This window comes from Sphingobacterium detergens (assembly GCF_003610355.1).
Lineage (GTDB): Bacteria > Bacteroidota > Bacteroidia > Sphingobacteriales > Sphingobacteriaceae > Sphingobacterium > Sphingobacterium detergens.
Map to the genome: position 1 here is coordinate 75,382 of NZ_RAPY01000004.1, position 21,444 is coordinate 96,825.

Annotated in this window: 17 protein-coding genes; 9 read left to right on the top strand and 8 right to left on the bottom strand. The window is 38.6% G+C overall.

Going from position 1 to position 21,444, the window contains the following annotated elements; all coding sequences use genetic code 11:
• Positions 1-17 precede the first annotated feature (17 nt).
• Together DFQ12_RS18875 and DFQ12_RS18880 are read right to left on the bottom strand one after the other, a co-directional pair.
• Positions 18-467: an SRPBCC family protein gene (locus DFQ12_RS18875; protein WP_120260614.1), complete on the bottom strand. Its 450-nt coding sequence runs from the start codon at positions 465-467 to the stop codon at positions 18-20.
• Between the two features lie 4 nt (positions 468-471).
• Complete coding sequence (locus DFQ12_RS18880) at positions 472-1,143, bottom strand: DinB family protein (protein WP_120260615.1); 672 nt, start codon at positions 1,141-1,143, stop codon at positions 472-474.
• A gap of 323 nt (positions 1,144-1,466) precedes the next feature.
• On the opposite strand from DFQ12_RS18880, the gene DFQ12_RS18885 reads away from it, so the two are divergent.
• The 9 genes from DFQ12_RS18885 to DFQ12_RS18925 all read left to right on the top strand — a co-directional run bounded on the left by DFQ12_RS18885 (position 1,467) and on the right by DFQ12_RS18925 (position 13,357).
• Positions 1,467-2,075, top strand: coding sequence for a TetR/AcrR family transcriptional regulator (locus tag DFQ12_RS18885; RefSeq protein WP_120260616.1), 609 nt, complete (start codon positions 1,467-1,469; stop codon positions 2,073-2,075).
• A 76-nt stretch (positions 2,076-2,151) separates the two neighbouring features.
• Positions 2,152-4,905 carry a TonB-dependent receptor gene (locus DFQ12_RS18890; RefSeq protein WP_120260617.1) on the top strand — a complete coding sequence of 918 codons (2,754 nt, stop codon included), beginning with the start codon at positions 2,152-2,154 and terminating at the stop codon, positions 4,903-4,905.
• Positions 4,906-4,932: 27 nt separating this feature from the next.
• On the top strand, positions 4,933-6,207 hold the full coding sequence (locus DFQ12_RS18895; protein ID WP_120260618.1) for a parallel beta-helix domain-containing protein: 1,275 nt from the start codon (positions 4,933-4,935) through the stop codon (positions 6,205-6,207).
• A gap of 2 nt (positions 6,208-6,209) precedes the next feature.
• Positions 6,210-7,286, top strand: a complete 1,077-nt coding sequence (locus DFQ12_RS18900) for an SO2930 family diheme c-type cytochrome (protein WP_167457310.1) — start codon at positions 6,210-6,212, stop codon at positions 7,284-7,286.
• 39 nt (positions 7,287-7,325) lie between these two features.
• The gene (locus DFQ12_RS18905; RefSeq protein WP_120260620.1) at positions 7,326-8,723 is read left to right on the top strand and encodes an aldehyde dehydrogenase family protein; all 1,398 of its coding nucleotides are present in this window, start codon (positions 7,326-7,328) and stop codon (positions 8,721-8,723) included.
• Between the two features lie 25 nt (positions 8,724-8,748).
• Positions 8,749-9,339 (top strand): LOG family protein, encoded by a 591-nt coding sequence (locus DFQ12_RS18910; protein WP_120260621.1) that lies wholly within the window; start codon positions 8,749-8,751, stop codon positions 9,337-9,339.
• A 134-nt stretch (positions 9,340-9,473) separates the two neighbouring features.
• Positions 9,474-11,633 (top strand): TonB-dependent siderophore receptor, encoded by a 2,160-nt coding sequence (locus tag DFQ12_RS18915; RefSeq protein ID WP_120260622.1) that lies wholly within the window; start codon positions 9,474-9,476, stop codon positions 11,631-11,633.
• Between the two features lie 6 nt (positions 11,634-11,639).
• Positions 11,640-12,659: an ABC transporter substrate-binding protein gene (locus tag DFQ12_RS18920; RefSeq protein WP_120260623.1), complete on the top strand. Its 1,020-nt coding sequence runs from the start codon at positions 11,640-11,642 to the stop codon at positions 12,657-12,659.
• The gene (locus DFQ12_RS18925) at positions 12,656-13,357 is read left to right on the top strand and encodes a class I SAM-dependent methyltransferase (protein WP_120260624.1); all 702 of its coding nucleotides are present in this window, start codon (positions 12,656-12,658) and stop codon (positions 13,355-13,357) included. Before DFQ12_RS18920 ends, DFQ12_RS18925 begins: the two co-directional genes overlap by 4 nt.
• Positions 13,358-13,749: 392 nt before the next feature.
• Here the strand turns inward: DFQ12_RS18925 and DFQ12_RS18930 are convergent, their stop codons facing one another.
• From DFQ12_RS18930 to bamA, 6 genes are all read right to left on the bottom strand, one after another.
• The gene (locus DFQ12_RS18930; protein WP_120260625.1) at positions 13,750-14,544 is read right to left on the bottom strand and encodes a (Fe-S)-binding protein; all 795 of its coding nucleotides are present in this window, start codon (positions 14,542-14,544) and stop codon (positions 13,750-13,752) included.
• 8 nt (positions 14,545-14,552) lie between these two features.
• Positions 14,553-15,851, bottom strand: coding sequence for a 4Fe-4S dicluster domain-containing protein (locus DFQ12_RS18935; RefSeq protein WP_120260626.1), 1,299 nt, complete (start codon positions 15,849-15,851; stop codon positions 14,553-14,555).
• Positions 15,852-16,038: 187 nt separating this feature from the next.
• On the bottom strand, positions 16,039-16,710 hold the full coding sequence (locus tag DFQ12_RS18940) for a TetR/AcrR family transcriptional regulator (RefSeq protein WP_120260627.1): 672 nt from the start codon (positions 16,708-16,710) through the stop codon (positions 16,039-16,041).
• 457 nt (positions 16,711-17,167) lie between these two features.
• On the bottom strand, positions 17,168-17,734 hold the full coding sequence (locus DFQ12_RS18945) for an OmpH/Skp family outer membrane protein (protein ID WP_120261005.1): 567 nt from the start codon (positions 17,732-17,734) through the stop codon (positions 17,168-17,170).
• A gap of 104 nt (positions 17,735-17,838) precedes the next feature.
• On the bottom strand, positions 17,839-18,372 hold the full coding sequence (locus tag DFQ12_RS18950; protein WP_120260628.1) for an OmpH/Skp family outer membrane protein: 534 nt from the start codon (positions 18,370-18,372) through the stop codon (positions 17,839-17,841).
• Positions 18,373-18,763: 391 nt separating this feature from the next.
• A complete protein-coding gene (bamA, locus tag DFQ12_RS18955) occupies positions 18,764-21,328 on the bottom strand; it encodes an outer membrane protein assembly factor BamA (protein ID WP_120260629.1) in 2,565 nt (854 codons plus the stop codon).
• Positions 21,329-21,444: the final 116 nt, after the last annotated feature.

The following is a 21,444-nucleotide window of genomic DNA, read 5'->3' on the forward strand; positions in this document are numbered from 1 at the left end:
GACAATATTCTCCTTTATCAGTTCTCACTGATCTCTTTGAGAATTTGTAAAGCTTTTGGCCACGATTCGTCAAAATATTCAATATACTCTTCATTGGTGTCCACATCGACCTTTAATAATGTTTTACCATTAAGATCCGTAAAAGTATAATTCTCCAATGAGCCGGCCCAGCCTTCGACAGCCGGTCCTTCGGTAATCTCTTTGCCCTTGTCCAATATACCGTAGTGACGAATAGATATGTATTTATTTGGAATATTTTCGGCTATCTCTGCCACCATACCTTCTTTTTCACCATCTTTATTGATACCGGTAAAATAAATCTTGGCACCCTTTTCCCAGCTACCCTCAAAGTCAGAAGTTGGGTTAAAGGCAGCTGTCCACTTTTTGTATGTTTCTTTATCGAGCATTGTCTTAAATACATGATCGGCAGGGGAGTCGATCGTGATCTGATAATTCATTTTTTTCATGATCTTATTGTTTTGGAAAGTTAGGATCTGCTTTTACTTCTTCAATCTGTTTGGTATGTCGGGCACAATGTGCCGCTATAAACATCAAGCCTTGGTAGCCATCTACGACGCCTGTCGGATAATCGTTGATATGGTTGCGGAGGTCTTTAGCATCTGCCTTTTTGATGTAATCAATGACTGGCTGCCGCGCGTTACGAAAATCAGCTAAAGCTGTTTTTGAGTCTTTGTATATACCGGTTGGTTGAAGTTCTTTTGGAGCCTGAAACTTATGACTTCGATCAGTAATCGTCGTTTTTAGATTGTCGTCAGTCATTTGAACCTCACTTTTTCTTTCTGGCTGGGGAGCTTTTGTCAAAGATGCTTTTGCCATGTCAAATATCATGCGTTCAGAGAGTATAATATGCTCCAGGCATTGGCTGATCGACCATTTGTCTGGGGCTGCCTTAAATTGCAGCTGAGCTTCACTAAGACCTGAGACTTGTTTTTCGAGTTCTTTGGTTGTCTGGTCGAAGTATTGCAATAAGGAATCAGTACCTTCTACTCCTTTTGTAGACAGAGTTTGCTCAATCGCTTCGGTGTAGTTGTTATGACCTACACTTTGCTGAGGTACTGGGGTTGACGAAAGGAGTACTGCGCTGAGGCCTGCAATCGTTATCATGTTCATAATCTGGTTCATATTTGTTTTTTTAAATTGTTAAATGTCACTTTCTTATTACAATTATAATGCATTTTTGTTTTTTTATTCTTTTCATAAGGCAAGAAAATAACATCTTGAGCAGCGTATAATTAAAAATTACGTTTTTTGAAATAGCGAATCTAAAACTACCTGCGAAATGTTAAATTTACCTGTAGCAGGAATATGCTGGTTGGTATATGCATTGAATATCAACTTGCTGTTTGAGATTGCTAGATGACAGTATTCATTTTATATATTTTCAATTTTCAAACATTTTAATAAAATGTTTGAAAATTGAAAATATATAACTAACTTTAATTCAGATGAACAAAAAGGAACAGGTTAAGGAGCGGATTGGTCGGGCCGCAATGGAATGTTTTGAGCGATATGGTTTAGAGAAGACGACATTGGACGATATTGCGAAAGCCGTAGGATTGAACAAAACTTCGCTTTACTATTATTATAAGAACAAGGAAGATATTTTTATTGAAGTTGCGATTCGCGAAGGTGAGTCTTTTATAAATACATTGCAACAGAGTACCTTAAAGAAAAAAGGCGTGGAGAATCAGATCGGGTTCTATTTAGAATCGCGATTGAACTATTATACGAATGTGCTCAATATGAATAGGGTGTCGGTAGAATCGCTTGACAAGATTTTACCTCGTTTTTTTGAACTATATGATGCGATGATGGTGCAGGAAAAGGATTTTCTGACAAAGCTTTTGGTGCAGGCCATCGCTCAGGAGCATCTGGATATGGAAGATCCGGAAAATACTGCTTCTGTACTAATCAATTTTGCGAATGCATTAAAGCATAGTACAGAGCAACAAGCGATCCTAAAGAAGCAAGTCGAGATCGACTATGCGCAAAGTCTTCGGGATACTAAATTTTTGGTTTCCTTGATTTTCAAGGGGATCAGAAAACAAGGATGATGACCTGTTTCAGGGAATCATGGATGGGGTAAAGTGAGGCATTGAAGCGAATATTATACGCTAACCAATATAAACTATGAAAAAAATTACCTTATTAATCCAGATTCTCTGTATCTGCGCTCCATTTTCTTTGTTTGCGCAACAGACGATAAACGGGCGTGTTAGTAATAGCCTGACCGGGGAGGCCGCGTATGCAATCTCCATACGTATAAAAGACAGTAAGGAAGGTACCTTTTCGGATGATCGAGGTCGTTTTCAATTGAAAACGAATAAACCTTTGCCCCTAATCCTTTCTATTTCAGCGATCGGATTTGAACCCCGCGAGGTTCTTGTCGAGAGTGCAGCCTCTCCGTTAGAAATTCCGCTTAATGTTTCGCCGATACTGGGGCAGGAGGTGGTTGTGTCCGCTAGTCGAACAGTTCAGACCAAATTGTCTTCCCCTGTGACCATCGAGCAGATCAGTAACAAAGATATCCGTAATTCTGCTCAAATAAGTTATATGGACATGCTTCAGGGCCTGCGAGGAGTCGATGTTACGGTGTCCAGTATCGGTTTCACCAGTGTAACGACACGTGGGTTCAATACAAGCGGGAATACAAATTTTACACAGATTGTTGATGGTATGGACAATCAGGCCCCGGGATTGAATTTTCCACTGGGCTCAGTTATTGGTTTGACCCAGCTTGATGTCGACAATATAGAGCTTTTATCAGGCGCTTCTTCTGCCTTATATGGCTCCCGTGGGCTCAACGGAACCATGATCGCGACAGGTAAAAATCCATTCAAATATCAAGGATTAAGTGTATTGGTGACTCAGGGTGTCAATCATATAAACGCTAAAAAGAATAATGATCCTGTTCCCGCATCGCCCTATTATGATTGGACAATTCGCTATGCGAAACAACTGAGCAATAAGATTGCTTTTAAGGTCAATGGTCAATATACCCAGGCAAAAGATTGGGTGGCGAATGATGAGACGAATAAAAATGGTTTGGGTACAGCGCTAACGGATCCCAATTATAATGGTGTCAATATGTACGGCGGGGCAACTTCAGTAGATATCAACCCTTTCCTGGAAGCTGCACTTGCTGGAAATCCAGATCTGGCGCCAATTGTTGAACCTCTACTTGCTCATTCAAACTATGTTTCCCGGACAGGCTATCCTGAGTATGGGTATCTCGATAATAGAGCCAAGCTTTTTAAAGTAAATGGTGAATTTCGCTATAAGATTTCACCGGATATCGAAGCGATTGCTTCGGCAACTTTTGGCACAGGAAACATCGTGTATACCAATGATACCCGTTATCAGTTAAAGGGATTTAAAGTGGGCCAATATCGTTTGGAGGTACGAAGTGACAAATGGTTTGTCCGGGCTTATACGACTCAGGAAAATTCAGGTAAAACACTCGTCGCCGGACCGACGGCCCAATACATCAATGAGTCCTGGAAAACAAGTTACGATGGTAATGTAGGGGGCTGGTATCCGGAGTACACGGCTGGTCTTCTTAATGCACTTGCCACTGGCACATCGCTTACAGATGCTCATCTCCAAGGACGTACTTTAGCTGACCAGGGCCGGGCGGAACTTGGTAGCGCATTATTCAATAGACTTAAAGATAGCATTAGCAATACGCCAATTTCAGAGGGTGGGACATTATTTCTTGACCGCAGTAAGTTATATAATGCTGAAGCGCAATATAATTTCTCAGATCATATCAAATTTATGCAGGTCATAGCCGGTGTCAATTGGCGCCTGTATAGTCTCAATTCTAAAAACACACTTTTCCCAGATAAGGATAAACCGATTCATGTCAATGAATACAGTGCTTATCTTCAAATGGCAAAGAGAGTCATGGACGAACGGTTGAATATCGCGACTTCTTTTCGATATGATAAAAATACATTATTTGCTCAACCACGGCTTACGTCACGTGCATCATTGGTCTATGATATGCAAAGACAGAATTATTTGCGTTTCTCTTATCAGAATGCATATAGTTTCCCTTCTAATATTCAGGCGCTTCAAAATACATTGAATGGTTATAATAGTTTTTCATCCGGTGGATCCTCACTATTATTGATTGATAATTATCAATTTGACCGCTATCCACCCTATACATTAGAAAGTGTACAAAAATTTCAGTCGACAAATGATCCGAAAGTACTTCAGCAATTTAAGTTTGATGATATCAAACCGCAGTCAGTCAATGCTTTTGAATTAGGATACGCAGCGATGTTTGGTAAGCGTGTCATGGTTGATGTGCTTGGTTATTTTTCAACATGGAAGAATTTTATCGGTTATGCCAATGTAGCCAATACACCGGGGACTGACGATATCAACGCTTTTAAGGATCATGCTACCTATGTTCAATATAATGTCGCTTTTAATGGTGGAGAAACAGTAAATACATACGGCTATGCTGCAAGTGTAAGCATAGATCTGGGTAAGAATTTTATGACCAAGGCAAACTATTACTCGGACTATCTTAAAAATAAAAACAATAGCCAGATCAATAACTTTAATACACCTAATTATCACTTTAACTTTGAATTTGGAAATAGTGGTTTTGGTAAAAAACAAGTCTGGTCATTTAGTACATCACTTCGTTATAAACCCGGTTATTATTATGTTGTGTCTGGGGGGCTTGCGGCGGGGCAGGTGCCTAGCTCAACTGTAATTGATGCACAGGTGAGCTATAAGCTTATTAAAGCGCGTTCTGGCATTCGTATCGGTGGTACGAATATTACGAACAAATATTATTCTACTGGTATAGCCAACCCTCGTATTGGTGCGGTGTATTATGTCACCTATGCTTATAATATTTTTTAACCAAAATAAATCATAAAAAGATAAATCATGAAAAGACATGTAAAAAACAGGCTCATAATGGTGTTCATCGGACTCATCTTTTGGAGCTGTAAGAATCAACAAGGTACAGATTATAATGTGTTGACTTTTGGTCCGGGGCAGGAGGAAGCGATTGAAGAGGCTTTTCTGTCGATTAAAGATAGTACCAATATACACTTGAAAGCAGGTAAATATCGTTTTGAAAACCTGAGTATCGCCCAGGTAAATCATATTAAAATCGACGGCGATGGGCATGATAAAACAATTGTGGATTTTTCGGGGCAGACACAGGGAGGCGAGGGGATTCGTATCACTGATGTCAAAGGACTAACCATCGGAAATATGACGATCCGGGATTCAAAGGGTGATTTATTGAAGATAAACAACAGTCAGGACATCATTATTGCAGATCTACATAGTATATGGAGTTCGGCTGATTCCACCAGCGGTGGATATGGAATTTATCCTGTACTCTGTAAGAATGTTTTGATTGAGAATTGCTATGCTGAGGGCGCTTCTGATGCCGGTATCTATGTAGGGCAGACCAAGGGCGTAGTGGTGAAAAATTGTAAGGCATCCAAAAATGTAGCTGGCTGTGAAATTGAAAATACAACAGATGCTGAGGTATATGACAATGAGTTTTATGGCAATACAGCAGGTTTTTTGATTTTTGATCTACCTGATCTATCGCAGCGAGGTGGTCATGTGAAAGCCTATCGTAACAAGATCTATGATAACAATTTCAAGAATTTTGCGAAAGGAGGAAGTTTTGGAACTTTTTGGGGGGTAGGAAACGCCTCTCCCGGAAGTGGAATTATTATCCTTTCCACCTCAAATATCGAAATATATGATAATACGATTGAAAAAAATAATACTTCGGCGATTACTATAGCTTCTGGTTTTGCTGTAGATGAAAAAGCTGCTGAACGTATCAATGCCAATTACTCGCCAATACCGACTCATATTAAGATCCATGGCAATACCATAAAGATGGAAGACAAGTTCCCACAACCGGCTTATGAACATCGTATTGGTCAGTTAATTATTGCTACTGAAGCACAGCTGAATGCCGTTGAACCCAATCGTTCGGTGAAAAGAATCCCTGCGATCCTGTACGATGGAATCACCAGCAACATTATGACCAATGGTACTTCCTTAAATCCAGATTCTATTTGTATTGACCAGCCCGGTGAAAATATGTTTGTTTCGGCAGATTTTAAACATGCGGGGCAAGCAGATAAATGGAAACCGTCAAGTAATGTGAAACCATTTCAATGTAAATAACCGTGAAAAATATAAAATTGACCATTGGTGTTATCATCGTTTTGATTATATTCTCCTTGACTTTGCAACAAAGCTGCCGACAGGGAAAGAATAAATCAGAACAAACCAATACATCTTTCGTATTTAAAGAAAAACTATCTGATTATGGGTTTTTCAAGGGAAAGCTAAGTAGTCTATTACCGCAAGAAGGGGTGCTTCCGTACGAGCTAAGTACACCTCTGTTTTCTGACTATACGGTTAAAGATCGTTTTATTGTTCTACCACAGGGAAAATCAATTGAATATACTGCACAGGGACCTTTGGATTTTCCTGATTCAACCATAATTGTTAAAAATTTCTCCTATATCAATGTTCAGGGACAAAAGGTCGTCATTGAAACCCGCTTGTTGGTTAAAGATCCAATAGATCATAATTGGAAAGTCATGAATTACCTTTGGAATACGGAGCAAACAGATGCGGTTAAACATATTAGGGGATCGAAACTAGCGATTACTTTAGTCGATAACTCCGGCAATAAACATACAACAAATTATATGGTGCCGAATACCAATGATTGTAAACGTTGTCATAATAATGCATCGAAACTAATGCCAATAGGTCCTAAAGCGCGCAATCTGAATTTTGTGCGTGCGGGCGATTCTGTCAACCAATTGACCCGTTGGAGTTCGCTGGGATTGTTGAAAAATATGCCCGACTTAAAGAATATTTCACAACTGCCCGTATGGACCGATAGAGAAAAATACAGTATTGAAGAACGTGCCAGAGCTTATTTGGACGTCAATTGCGCACATTGTCATACGAAAGGTGGTGACGCATTTAATACAGGGTTATTTCTCAATTATGAGGAGAACACATCTGCGCATCTCGGTGTGGATAAAGCACCTGTATCTGCCGGAGGAGGGGCTGGTGGTCTAAACTTTGATATAATACCCGGAGATTCCAAGCATTCGATCTTGCTTTATCGGATGAATAGTACCGAACCGGGGACGGCAATGCCCGAATTGGCCCGAAGTATTATCCATAAGGAAGGTGTGGATTTGATCCGCCAATGGATAGATAATATGCCCAAGAAAAAATAAAAATATCATCACCTTTCAATTTATATTAATTAGAACAGCATGATTGAGCAAATAGATTCAATATTTCAGCAACAGCAACTCTTTCAAATCGAACTACGACAGAGTGATGCCCGGCAACGGATAAAAAAGCTGCGTAAATTGCGTTGTGCGATTGAAAGTAACGAAGATTTAATTTATGATGCATTAGCGAAAGATTTGCGTAAATCAAGAAATGAGGCCGCAATAAGTGAGGTACTATTTATCTATGGTGAAATCGATTTTGCTATTCGCCATTTGCAAAAATGGATGCGGCCCAAACGCGTAGGGAGATCGGTGACAAACTTGCTGGCAAAAAGTTCGATCGTCTACCAACCCAAAGGTGTGGTTCTGATTATATCGCCCTGGAATTACCCCTTTCAGCTTACGATGAGCCCCTTGGTGTCTGCGATTGCTGCTGGCAATTGCATCGTACTGAAACCCTCTGAACATAGTCCACACACAGCAGTAGTGATTCATAAGATGATATCCGAATCATTTGATGTGAAAGAAGTTGTTTGCATAACGGGTGAAAAATCTACAGCGGAAACTCTCTTGAAGCTTCCTTTTGACCATATTTTCTTTACCGGAAGTTCTATCGTGGGTAAACAGATTATGAAATCAGCCTCCGCCCATTTGAGTTCGGTTACCTTGGAGCTCGGAGGGAAATCACCGGTCATATTGGATGAAACAGCTCATCTCGAAAAGGCTGCAAATAAAGTGGCCTGGGGAAAATTGATCAATGCTGGTCAGACTTGTATTGCGCCAGATTATGTTCTTATTCCTGAAAGGGAGCGGGACGAATTTGTAAGGTATTATTTAAATGCTGTAAAAAAGATGTTTTTTACAATAGACGGTAAAATAGATCCTACTGTCTACGCGAAAATTATCAACCAGAGGCATGCTGATCGTCTCGTTGCTTTGATCAGGAACTCGGTCCAAGGAGGAGCCCGATTAGTTGAAGGAGGTGTACTGTCGGAGGACTTAACCTTGAGTCCGACATTGTTATTAGATGTTTCATTGGATAATGCGATCATGGGAGAGGAAATCTTTGGACCTATCCTTCCAGTGATAACCTATGGGAAATTGGAGGAAGCGATTGCTATTGTAAATCGAGGTGAAAAGCCACTTGCATTGTATGTATTTAGCGAAAACAAGCATAGTATCCAACAGATTGTACAGCAAGTAGCATCAGGTGGTGTTTGTATCAATGATGTACTTATCCATGTTTCCAATCCTCACTTACCATTTGGTGGCGTTAATGGTAGCGGGCAGGGGAGTTGCCATGGTTTTTTTGGCTTCAAGGCATTTTCACATGAACGCGCTGTGATGCGTCAATCTAGATATGCACTTTCTACATTGATTTATCCACCATATACAGAGAAAAAAATAATATTTAAATTGCTGAAAAAATGGATTTAGGTAGCTTAATTTTTTATACTTGTATATGAATAAAATCAAAAGCATTGTTGTGTTTTGTGCTTCCAGTTTAGGCAACTCCAGCATATATGAAGATCAGGCAAAATATGTAGGTTATACGTTTGCGCAGCGAAACGTTCAGCTGGTGTACGGAGGTGGCCGCGCAGGATTAATGGGCGTGGTTGCAAATGCCGTTTTAGAAAAAGGTGGTGAGGTCGTTGGTGTAATTCCCCACTTTCTAAACTCAAAAGAAAGAGAACATCGTGGAGTAACAAAATTAATTACAGTGGATAGTATGCATGATCGTAAACGAATCATGAATGATCATGCTGAAGGAATAATAGCTTTGCCTGGAGGATTCGGAACCCTTGAGGAACTTTTTGAAATGACTACCTGGGGACAACTCGGTCTGCATCGTAAACCGGTGGGAATATTAAATATTAATGGGTTTTATGATCATTTGATCAAATTTATGGATCATATGGTTGTTGAGGGACTTTTAAAACAGGAGAATAGAGAAATGCTGTTGATAAGCGACTCAATTGAAGATCTATTAGATAAGATGGAAAATTATGCGGCGCCGGAGGTAACGAAATGGATTGACAAAAATGAGATCTGAGCGGATCTTATTGTTTTAATGGCTACTTAATTTCTAAGACAATCTTAATATTACTCTTATGGTTTATTAAGATTGTTCTTATTGAGTTTTAATGTTGTTTTTGGATTTTTGTAACAAAAATTCTTTATCTAATTATGTTACAATTCAAAGGCCTTGTTACACCTTTATTACTTGCTGCTCCTTTTTGTCTCAATGCACAGACTATTTCATCTGACACCTTAAAGTTGTTGAAAATTGATGAAATAGAAATCACCTCTAAGTATTACAAGCGGTATAATCCCAAACAGTTGTCTGAGGCATTGCGCTTAGAAACATCTTTATTGAAAGCACCACAGCATATTCAGGTCATTAATAGCGAGATTTTTCGGGATCAGGCAGTATTGAACCTAAATGAGAGTGCTACGCGAAACGTAAGTGGCACTTTTAGAGAGGAATTACACAATGGTATATCCCCTGATATATATTCGCGTGGAGGCTATATCAGTGCACAACGCAATGGCGTGGATATGCGTCCATTAGGTAAGGGGCCAATAGCCGATGATCTGGCAATTATTGAGCGCGTGGAATTTGTAAAGGGCCCCAGTGGTTTTATGAATGCGATTAGTGACCCATCCGGTTCCTATAACATCATTACAAAAAAACCGACTGGAGAAACCAAAAGGAGTTTCGATTTGTTAACAGGAAGTTTTGGTTTGTTGCGTGCCGCTGTAGATTTGGATGGGCAACTGGATAAGAGCAATAAAGTCCAATACCGTTTAAATGTCATGGGCATGCGTGGTAATGGATTTCTTAAACATGATCGAAATAATAGATTGCTGTTTGCGCCCTCATTAAAATATCAATTTAGTGAGCGCACTTCGATAACGGCCGAATACATCTATCAACAATTGAACTATCTTCTCCTCAGTGAAGCACAGATGTCCCCTTACGGTTATGGTACACTCCCGAAAGATTTTACCATTACTGACCCTAGTATACGACCTTTTGTAGGTAATGACCATAATGTATTTCTGACATTTCAACATAGATTTAAGAGTGATTGGCAATTGACAACAAAATTGGCGTATATCCGTAGTGGCTATAATGGTACGTTGTTTTGGGTGAATGGTGCGAATGCCGAGAATAAGGATATTTTGGATAGAAATCTAGTTTACGATTCGAATAAGTACGGTATCTTTTCTACGCAGGCTTACCTGAATGGATATTTTAAAACTGGAAATGTCGGCCACCGTATCATCACTGGAATTGATATCAATAATAAATCATCCCGAAGTTGGGATACATGGGGCACCGCGACAACCGTCTATCCGCTGTCCATTACGAATCCACAGTACTCGGAAACAATACTTAATACAGGTATAGGCGGCGATTTTGCTTCGGAGAATGATTTTACGTCCGAGGGAAGTAAAATACACCGACGACTTTTCTATATTTCGGCTTATGCAATGGATGAATTACTTTTTCTGGATGAAAAACTACGGGTTTCTCTCGGTTTACGTGTCACTGCATCGAATGGCAAAACAAATGATTATGGTGCAAAGAGTAATTCTGAAGATGTTGTTTTAACCCCACGATTGGGAATCAATTATGCATTGGATCAAAACACTTCGCTCTATTTCTTACATGACCAGAGTTATTTGCCACAAGCGGGGATTTCCGTGGATGGTACCGCGTTAAAACCATTAAAAGGAGTAAACTATGAATTAGGGATTAAACGTGATTGGATGGAGGGAAAATGGAATACAAGTGTTTCTGTCTATCATATCGAAAGAAATCGTTTGATCACACCTGACCCAGTATCCAATCTGATCTATCAGACTGGGGAAAGTAAATCAAGAGGAGTTGAGTTTGACCTCAAGGGAAGACTGGCAAAAGGCCTGAATGCGGTGATCAACTATGCTTACACGGATTCTAAAATCTCTGCTGATGAAATGAAACCCGAAAATATTGGGATGGCCACACCCAATCGGGTAAAACATATTCACAATACCTGGTTGAATTATCTATTGCCTATCGAACGTGTAAAAGGTTTGACAGTATCCTTGGGATATCAGTTGCTCGTTGGTCGAGCTGAGCGTTTTACATCAACAAATCCTGTCGCTCTCAAAGATATCTTTCGATTGGATGCCGGAGCAGGATGGAGCAACGATAAGTACCGTATTAATCTAATCGTCAATAATCTCTTGAACGAAAAAATGTATTCTACAGCTTGGCGTAATGGTAGCGGAAATATGTACTATTGGGTACAAATGGCACCTATACATGCAAGGCTCTCATTGGGAATAAATCTGTAAAAAACGATGAAAATAAATTTTATAAAAAAGCTTATAGTGATCCTATTTCCTATTTGGATAGGCTGTAGCGGCGAAAATCAAAAAGAAAAAGCGAATGGAGCGGCTGTAGAGGTCACCGATGCGCAAGGACATCTTATTGCGCTAGAGAAACCCGCGGAACGTATCGTATGTTTATACGAACCTGGATTGGACGCGCTATATATGCTGCAGGCAGAACCTAGAATTGTTGGGCTATTTAATGATGTTTATTCCAGTGATGAACTATTTCCCATCTTTTCGAAAATGGACGCAAGAATCTTGGAACGGAAATTACCTGTAGTAGGGACAAATAATCAGGGAAGCGTTGAACAGATTGTCGGACTCAGTCCAGATTTAGTAATTGTACATGCTGGTCAGGCGGATCTGATAGAGGGCTTACGAAATGCTGGAATGAAGGTGTATGCAACGAAAGCCGAATTGAAATCGGAGGTGTTTAAAACGGTGGAGGATATTGCAACACTTACAGCTAGCACAGAAAGGGGGATGGAGTTGATTTCCTATGTAAAGCAGAAAGAGGAACTCATCAAAAAAACTTCTGATACGATTGCAAAGAAACGACGGGTATATTTTACTTGGGCCTATGGTCGTATTTTTTCGACAACAGGTACGAAGAGCATGATGCACACCTGTCTGGAAATGGCCGGGGTCGAAAATGTCTGTCCTTTTGAGTTGGATCAGCCGAATATTAACGCGGAAACATTGATCGGTTGGAACCCTGATATGATTGTCATGTGGAACGATAGTCCACAATTATTTTATAAACGAAAGGAGTTTGCGGATATTCCTGCGATAAAGGAGAAGCAGATTTTTAATCTGTTGCCAATGTTTGCCTACAACCCACATACCTTGAAAGCGCTTTGTACAGCAACGGCAATACATCATTGGGCGTATGGGGATAAGCAATTAGATCAGAAGGGGCAGGTTGAAGAAATTATTACCCATCTTTATGGAAAGCAAAAAGCTGATAAAATTATAGATTTATTATGATAATTAACAGGATTACATCGTATTGGGACAAGCAGAGTAAGATTTGGCGTGAAGAGAAAGAGGAGGCCTGGTCCCAACCAGAAACGGCAAATTGGTTGAATTTCTTTGAAGAAATATTGCTTGACCCAAAGTTGGGGGGAAAGAGTATTTTGGAGATAGGGACTGCTTCAGGATACTTTGGTAATATTATGACCAAGGCAGGCTTTGCGGTGACCGCTATTGATCTCTCACCAAACATGATAAATGAAGCAAAACAGGTTTCTGATGCATTAAATCTAACAGTGGATTATCATGTAATGGATGCTCAAAATTTGGCATTTGATGATGATAAATTTGATCTTGTTTTTACACGTCTTTTGACTTGGACGATTCCAGATTTATTTAAATGTTATAGTGAAATATTTCGGGTATTGAAGCCTGGAGGAATGTTTATAAATTTTGACGGCGATTTCGGAGCGACAGTTTTCAGTCAAGAGGGGCATGAAAGATATCCTAAAGAAATTATGGAGGAGGCAAATGCCATCAAATCCAACTTGGATATAAGTAAACATAGCCGACCGGAAAGAGATTTATATCTATTGGATAAAGTGGGCTTCATTGATTTAAAAACTGATAATGAAGTTCACAATAAAATCTATTCGAAACCTGAAGAAGAAGGTGGATTATTTATGTTGAGTGGCGTAAAGCCAATGCGCTAGCCTTTCAGACTATCCTGATTATCTTATTTTTTCTTTATTAAAAACTGCCTATGAGGTTGCAAATTTTAGAATTGCAGCCTCATTGTGCTTAAAATCTTTGTTTTTTTTTCCATAGTTAGGATTTGATCAACATTTTCTAGGAAATTATCAATATCTACTTGGAAAATGAACTCTACTTTTGAAATGGTTAATCGTTGGTTTGACTGATGGGGTAACATATTTTACCCCATCACTAACCGTTTCATAGGTATCTTTATTTTAACCGGTAAGGTATCTATGGCGGTTAGTTTCCCCGGCGTTGAAAGGGTGTCCGTTCCCCTTTTAACAAAAAGAGGCTCGATCTTCCGATCGAGCCTTTCTTATTTTATTTCGTGATTTCTGAATCGAAACTTTTAAAGTTTATTTGCACGGGCTGTTATTTCAGCAATGTCGAGCACTTCTATTTCGGACTCTTTCTCCTTTATTTTAACACCATCCTTTAACATTGTCATACAGAAAGGACAAGCAGCGGCAACAACATGAGGTTGTATTGCAATTACCTCTTCAATACGTTCAATATTAATATCTTTTTTGCCTTGTTCGGGTTCTTTAAACATTTGGCCACCACCAGCACCGCAACATAAACCATTGCTTCTGCAACGCTTCAATTCAACAAGTTGCGCATCTAGACTTTCAAGCACTTTTCGAGGTGCTTCATAGACTTCATTTGCTCGCCCCAGATAACAAGGGTCATGATAGGTTATTTTCTTACCCTTAAATATATTATTGTCAGCCGGTTTTAATTTACCATTATCGATGAGATCCTGGATCAATTGGGTATGATGAATGACTTCGTAGTTACCACCTAAGGCAGGGTATTCATTTTTAAGCGTATTAAAACAGTGTGGACATGCGGTTACAATCTTTTTGATTTCATAGCCATTCAATACTTCGATATTCATCATGGCTTGCATTTGAAATAAAAATTCGTTTCCACTTCTTTTTGCGGGATCACCGGTGCAGCTTTCTTCTGTTCCAAGAATCGCATAATTAAGCCCTACATGCTGGAGAATCCGACATATGTCTCGTGTTATTTTTTGAGCACGCTCATCAAAACTACCAGCACAACCCACCCAAAATAATATATCGGGAATCTCTCCCTTAGCTAACAGCTCTGCGACTGTTGGAACTTTTAATTCATTTTCCATCCTTAAAACTATTGTTGTTGAGTCCAATTTGCACGGTCCATTTGCGCATATTTCCATGGAGCGCCATTATTCTCAATGTTTCCAAACATATTATTGATACTTGCCGGAGCCTGAGATTCTTCCATAACTGCAAAACGACGAAGTTCGATGATAATGTCCAATGGATTAATATTGACAGGACATTGCTCGACGCAGGCATTGCAGCTTGTACATGCCCACAATTCTTCTCGGCTGATATAGGTATCGATAAGAGACTTGCCATCCTCAACGAAGCTGCCATTTGTCTTGATGTTATTGCCCACTTCAGCTAGTCTATCTCTTGTATCCATCATTATTTTTCGCGGAGATAGCAGTTTTCCTGTGATATTGGCCGGACAAGAGGAGGTACAGCGACCACATTCGGTACACGTATAGGCATCCAGTAGGCTTTTCCATGTTAGATCCTGAACATCTTTGGCTCCAAATCGGGCTGTGGCATCTGAAGAAGGCGGAGTGAAGCTCGGATCAAGCATCGCTTTTACTTCGTTGGTTACAGCAGTCATATTGGATAATTTCCCCTTGGCATCCAAGTTTGAAAAATACGTATTTGGAAAAGCGAGAACAATATGCAAATGTTTTGAATAGGGCAGATAGTTTAAAAAAGCTAATACACCTAATATATGGAACCACCAACAAAATCTTTCGATCATGTATAGCGTGGTCGTAGAAGTCGGAAGATAGGGTAATAAATAATGACTTACCGGAAAGGAGCCAACAGCATTAAAATGTTCAAATCCATAAAGCTGTAATTTGAGATCTGTGGCATTCATTAGGAGGAAAGCCGACATAAGCAGAATCTCTGTAATCAAAATAATATTCGCATCCGTTTTAGGCCAGTTGTTAAGTTCTTTACTATTCAGGCGAGTTACTTTGACGACATTTCTTCGAATAAGGAAGATCACACAGGACAATAGTACACCAAGTGCTAACCATTCAAATGAACCAATCAAAAAGTTATAGAAGCCTCCTAAAAAAGAAAATACCCGATGAGTTCCGAATAAACCGTCGATAATGATTTCCAACATTTCGATATTAATAATAACGAAACCTAAATAGACAAATAAGTGTAGGATGGCAGGAATAATCCGCTTAAACATCTTTTTCTGTCCTAATGCAACCAAAAACATTGTTTTCCAACGTTCTGAAGCCCTGTCGGAACGATCTAAATCCCTACCTAACTTGATATTACTATAGATCTGTCGTGCATTTTTACCAAAGAAAAATAATGCACCTAAAAAACAAACTGCAAATATTAGTTGACCTATCATATGCTCGAATAATGGTTACATAACAAATATACTATAATATTTTTGTTATGCTAACATAATAAAAATAAATCAAAAAATAGGATTGAGCAGCTAATTTTCTAAAAAAAATGAATAGGAAAGGGAGGATCAGTAAAGAAGCCTCCAAGAAACCAAAGCAATTTCTTGGAAGCAAATATTATTTGGATAATTAATCTATATCAGCAAATGCTTGCTTAAGAATTTTTTCGACAGTTTTTTCAATACGGGTTTTCCCTTCTTCTGTATTGATATCGATACCGCAGAAAGTACTGCCTGTCGATTTAGCCTGTAGCGCTAAGTAGTAAATTCCGCTGACCAGTAATGCAAGCGTCGCCCTTATGTCAGTTTCAGAATTCTCAAATTTTGGATCAAAGTGTTTAAACAATTCTTCACCGAGAACTTCGCGTCTATCCGCTATATTTTTTAATGCTTTTGTTTTCTCGCCCAGTCCCCAATGGATGATTTTCTGTTTAGTTTTATCTTTTAAGAATGTATTCAACTGAGATTTAAGTAATTCGTTTACCAAAGCTACATCAATATCATTTGGATTTGATATCATTTGTTCTAAAACTCCTTTATCTCCGATTTGCCAAAAATCCTTTTGTGTTAAGTAAGCTTCTACCAATTGATCAAGACCTCCAAAATAATTCCAGATGAGCGCTTTATTTAAGCCGCACTCCAGTGCAATATTCGGGCCGTTCAGCGCATGGTAGCCTTTCTTTTGGATGACTTTTCCCACCGCTGCGATCATCCGTGCTTTGGTACGTTCTTTGTCTCGGATGGGACCTGATGTTACTTTTCTTTCTTTCTTTGGATGATCCTCAGTTACTTTCTTTTTCATTAGAATAATTTTGTTTATTCATTACCAGTTTGTTCTCAAAGGCATTTATACAAGCCTTTGTCGGTGTTACTAAGAATGAAACTATCATAGACTTAATCGTGTAAGTCTTTGAGCTAAATTTAAGCTCATGATGATTTCATACGAATAAAACCATTTTTAGCAATGAAGCTTCCATGAGTTATCCTATTCGTTCGTTAATAAACAAATTTGAGCTCATGATGTTTTCATTAGGGTAGATGTATATTTTTTCTACAATATCTAAATTTTAGCTGGTAAAAGCAAGAAATCGTATTGTAGATTTTTGTTCCTACTGATAAATCCATTTTTTTCGATCACCAAATGATCATTTTGAGAGTTTTCTAGTGGATTATATTAATGTACGAATAGCGGGGAGGGGCAATAAAAAAAGGGATTATTCATGTGAATAATCCCTTTTTTTATTGTGTACAATATGTTATTATTTTTTTGCTGGTACAGCAGGAGCTGCTGTTGCTGAGATACCTAGTTTTGACTTAACAGCTGCAGTCAAATCTTCGCCACCTTGGAAATAAGGAATATTTGTGCTTGAGATATCAAATACATAAGCCATACCTTTTTCTTTAGATACTGCGTTTACAGCATCAGCTACTTTTCTTTGAATAGGAGTAATCAACTCATCTTCTTTTTTTTGCAACTCTTCTTGAGCCGTTTGTTGTGAAGTTTGAATACGCGTTTGCATATCTTGGATTTCTTGACCTAACTTATTAAGTTCAGGATCTAGTGTTTCTTTGTTCGCTTCACTTCTAGTACGTAATTTATCAGTTCCTTCTTTTTGTTTGGCCTGTAACATCGTCACCATCCCTTGAATTTCCTTTGTTTTAGTCTCACTCAATGTTTTCAATTGACCTTCAGCTGTTTTATAATCTGAAGTGGCTGAAATGATTTCAGCAAAATTGATGTGACCAATTTTTTGCTGCGCATTTGCGAATTGAGTTGAGAAAAATACTGCCACTATAGCAACCGCACCTTTTAATAAGTTTTTCATGCTTTTCATTTTAATCTAATACGCCATCTCTATGGCAATCTTTTTAGTTTTCTAATTAATTACTACTTTTATTACTTGTGTCCACAATGATAATAAACTCCTGCTTAGTTTGCAAGACTGGGATTAGGTTTATAGCCTAATTTTGTAATGACATCATTACTTTTGTTCAATTTTGAATTCGCATAAAGGAAAGTGGACTCTTTGCCTTTGTCCATGATGAAATCAAAATTCTGTGCTGAGGCAACTTCTTGAATTGCTTTTGCTACGCGGTCTTGAATAGGTTTAACCAATTGAACCCGTCTTTTGAAAAGTTCACCTTCAAATCCGAATTTTTGTTTTTGATAATCTTTTACCTCTTTTTCTCTGGTAACGATTTCATCCTCACGACGACGACGCATATCCTCGTTTAACAAAACTTGATCCTTTTGATAAGCCTGATATAACTTCTCTATTTCAGCATATTTTTGATCTACCTCTTCCTGCCATTGTTTAGAAAGATCATCTAATTGTTTTTGGGCAGTGGTATATTCGGGAATGTGTTTTAGGATATATTCTGAATCTACATATGCAAGCTGTTGCGCAAATGTCGCTGTAGCACTCACGACTACAAAAGCTATAACTAACAATATTTTTTTCATATTTCCTGTAAGTTTTATAGACTATAATTTATTATTTAACATTAATTTACTTTATGACAATGGACAAGCCCAAAAGTTTAATCTGAGAAGCCGCCTTAAATAAATTTACGGCTCAAAAATAACAAAAAAGATGCAATCTAACAGATATTTCTCGGGTTTAACACTATTTAACTTGTTAGGCGATTCTCGTTATACCTTTTCAAAGGGGGCTATATGGCTAACCTTTGCAGCTAAAAAACAAGCTCGCTTCAATATAGGAAGATTTATGATATATTCTGCGTTAAATCGAATAAATAATTTTGTTGGTGTATATAAAAAAAGCTATCGCAGAAACTGCAGATAGCTTTTTTATCCCGATAAGGATATATCTTAGTGATTGGATCAACCTCGGTTAAAATCCGCCCATATTTTGCATAATACTGAACGTGAAGTTCTGTTTCCACGTACTGCTTGGTAATCCTGGAATAGGGTCGAATGCGTGACCGTAGTCAATACCCAACATACCGAAGATAGGTAGGAAGATACGTGCACCTACACCTGCCGAACGACGAACCTTAAATGGGTTGTATTCTGTGAATTTGTTCCAAGTGTTACCTGCTTCCGCAAATGCCAGTACATATACTGTTGCTTGGTCATTTAACATAACGGGGTGACGCAATTCCATTTGATACTTGGTATAGATTGGGCTACCTGAGTTTCGTGCTACGTTTACATTTTGAGTACCCTCTGGGATAATTACACCATTTGCATAACCACGCATCGCGATGATCTCAGAACCTTGAAGGTAATCGAATCCTTGCATACCGTCACCACCGACCTTGAATCGCTCGAAAGTAGAAATTTCTGTTTTGCTTGAATATTTTCCTAAGAAACCAAACTGTGCCTGAGCTTTGAAAACTAATTTCCCAACAATTTTTGCATACCATTGTGAATCGAATTTCCATTTGTGATACTCAGTCCAGCGGTAACGATCTTGAGGTGTACCATTCTTATAATCAATATTATTGAATAATGAATAAGGTGGCGTTAACTGCACAGAGAATTTGATATTCGAACCCGAAGTAGGGTAAATTGGCGCATCAATCGAGTTACGGCTAAATTCTTGTGTTAAGTTGATATTGTATGCTGTACCGTTATCAAACAAGAAATAGTTACCATAATTCTGAAGTTTATACCGTTGGAAAGACAATGAGGTATTGGCTTGGAACCAGTTGTCTGGCCACTGTAGGCGTTTACCTAAAGTCGCGGTAATACCCGTCATCCAAATACGGTTTAATTCCGAATCTTTTACGATCTGCTCACCTGTATAGTAGTTGAACCCACCATACGATGAACTAGAGGTGTAAGCACTCAAACCAAAGTAGATTGGTTTTTTTCCGCCCAACCAAGGTTCCGAGAAAGAGAAGCTATAGGATTGATAACGTTTACCTGATGTTTGACCACGTACACTCAATTTTTGGCCATCACCACGAGGTAGTGGTTTCCATGAGCTTTTATCAAAGAAGTTACTTGTAGAGAAGTTATTGAACGTCAAACCTAGTGTACCTATGATCTGTCCGGCTCCATAACCTCCTGAAAGTTCGACCTGATCAGATGGTTTCTCCGTTACATTATAAACGATATCTACTGTTCCTTCCGCATAATTCAAATTGCTCGGAACTGGATTTGTTTTTTGTTCATCAAAATTTCCCAATTGTGCAATTTCACGAACACTACGCATAATTTGCTCTTTTGAGAATTTTTGTCCTGGTTTGGTATAAATGGAACGTAATACAACCCGATCGTTTGTGACATCATTACCTTTTACGATAACATTGTTGATTGTATACTGTGCACCTTCATATACACGCAAATTTAAATCGATGGTGTCGTTATATACACGAGTTTGCTCAGGGTCTACAGAGAAAGTCAAATAACCATCATTCATATAGATGGATGATATGTCATCTGAATTTTTGCCTCCACCCAACAATTTAGTACTTAGTTTTTCTTCCGAGAAGACATCACCACGTTTGATTCCTAAAATTTTATTTAATAGGGTGTCCGAATACTTGGCATTTCCTGTCCATACAATATTACCCACATAATATTTAGGACCCTCATAAATATCAAATTTTACCAATACATTTTTTTCGCCATCTCGGATGATCGTATCTTTTAAGATCTCAGCATCGCGGTAACCTTTGGCGGCCATTTTTTTGATCAGGTTTTCTTTACCTTCTTTGTATTTTTCTTCTTTGAATTTGCCTGGACCAAATACGCGGTACCACATTTTTTGCTTGATCGGCTTTGCCATTTTCCGTAGATCTTTTTGAGAAAAATGTTCGTTGCCTGTAAAGGTCATTTCTTTGACTCTTACCTTATGTTTTTTATCCACATCAGCAATTAGGATTTCGTTGTTAGCTTGCGCTGAATCCTTAACTGTTTTTAGTGTAATTTCTGGATATAAAAAAGCTTTTTCTTTTAGAAACCGTTGAATGGTTGCACGAGTGGTATTCATCAAGTTTTCATTGACAATTTTACCTGTATTACTATTTAAACGTTTACGGACTTCTTCGGTTTGGCTTTTGCTTAGTCCGTTAATATCAATACGTGTCAAACGGGGACGTTCTACTACACGGATGGTCAAAAAGATATTTTCGCCTTCAATTTTTTCTGCCCATAATTCGACATCGTCGAAGAGGCCTTGAGCCATCATGTCTTTTACTACTTTCGCAGTCGCCTCACTTGGTACTTCCAAATATTGACCTACAGACAATTTAGATATGGTAATTAATACATTCTTATCCAAAAATTGTGTTCCGGTTACATCAACAGCGCTAATTACATAGTTTTTAGGGTTGAGATAACTGATTTTTTCGGGGTCATTTAAGTTGAACGCACCATTTTGCTGTCCATAGACAAGTTGCATTGATGAGAGACCAAAAAATAGTATTACGGGTAGTATACGCTTCATTTATCTTTAATTATTGGCGCTAAAGTACACCAATCAGTTGTTAATTTTTGTTAATTAAGAAAATTTTAACCAGCTTGTTTTTTATTCAAATCAGTTGACAAATTTAATAAAATCAT

Excerpts from the sequence above, each read along its gene's own strand:
- DFQ12_RS18905 (WP_120260620.1), top strand. The coding sequence starts at position 7,326 with ATGATTGAGCAAATAGATTCAATATTTCAGCAACAGCAACTCTTTCAA.
- DFQ12_RS18880 (WP_120260615.1), bottom strand. The coding sequence starts at position 1,143 with ATGAACCAGATTATGAACATGATAACGATTGCAGGCCTCAGCGCAGTA.
- DFQ12_RS18930 (WP_120260625.1), bottom strand. The coding sequence starts at position 14,544 with ATGGAAAATGAATTAAAAGTTCCAACAGTCGCAGAGCTGTTAGCTAAG.
- DFQ12_RS18890 (WP_120260617.1), top strand. The coding sequence starts at position 2,152 with ATGAAAAAAATTACCTTATTAATCCAGATTCTCTGTATCTGCGCTCCA.
- DFQ12_RS18940 (WP_120260627.1), bottom strand. The coding sequence starts at position 16,710 with ATGAAAAAGAAAGTAACTGAGGATCATCCAAAGAAAGAAAGAAAAGTA.
- DFQ12_RS18885 (WP_120260616.1), top strand. The coding sequence starts at position 1,467 with ATGAACAAAAAGGAACAGGTTAAGGAGCGGATTGGTCGGGCCGCAATG.
- DFQ12_RS18875 (WP_120260614.1), bottom strand. The coding sequence starts at position 467 with ATGAAAAAAATGAATTATCAGATCACGATCGACTCCCCTGCCGATCAT.
- DFQ12_RS18925 (WP_120260624.1), top strand. The coding sequence starts at position 12,656 with ATGATAATTAACAGGATTACATCGTATTGGGACAAGCAGAGTAAGATT.
- DFQ12_RS18910 (WP_120260621.1), top strand. The coding sequence starts at position 8,749 with ATGAATAAAATCAAAAGCATTGTTGTGTTTTGTGCTTCCAGTTTAGGC.
- DFQ12_RS18945 (WP_120261005.1), bottom strand. The coding sequence starts at position 17,734 with ATGAAAAACTTATTAAAAGGTGCGGTTGCTATAGTGGCAGTATTTTTC.
- DFQ12_RS18915 (WP_120260622.1), top strand. The coding sequence starts at position 9,474 with ATGTTACAATTCAAAGGCCTTGTTACACCTTTATTACTTGCTGCTCCT.
- DFQ12_RS18920 (WP_120260623.1), top strand. The coding sequence starts at position 11,640 with ATGAAAATAAATTTTATAAAAAAGCTTATAGTGATCCTATTTCCTATT.
- DFQ12_RS18895 (WP_120260618.1), top strand. The coding sequence starts at position 4,933 with ATGAAAAGACATGTAAAAAACAGGCTCATAATGGTGTTCATCGGACTC.
- DFQ12_RS18935 (WP_120260626.1), bottom strand. The coding sequence starts at position 15,851 with ATGATAGGTCAACTAATATTTGCAGTTTGTTTTTTAGGTGCATTATTT.
- DFQ12_RS18950 (WP_120260628.1), bottom strand. The coding sequence starts at position 18,372 with ATGAAAAAAATATTGTTAGTTATAGCTTTTGTAGTCGTGAGTGCTACA.
- bamA (WP_120260629.1), bottom strand. The coding sequence starts at position 21,328 with ATGAAGCGTATACTACCCGTAATACTATTTTTTGGTCTCTCATCAATG.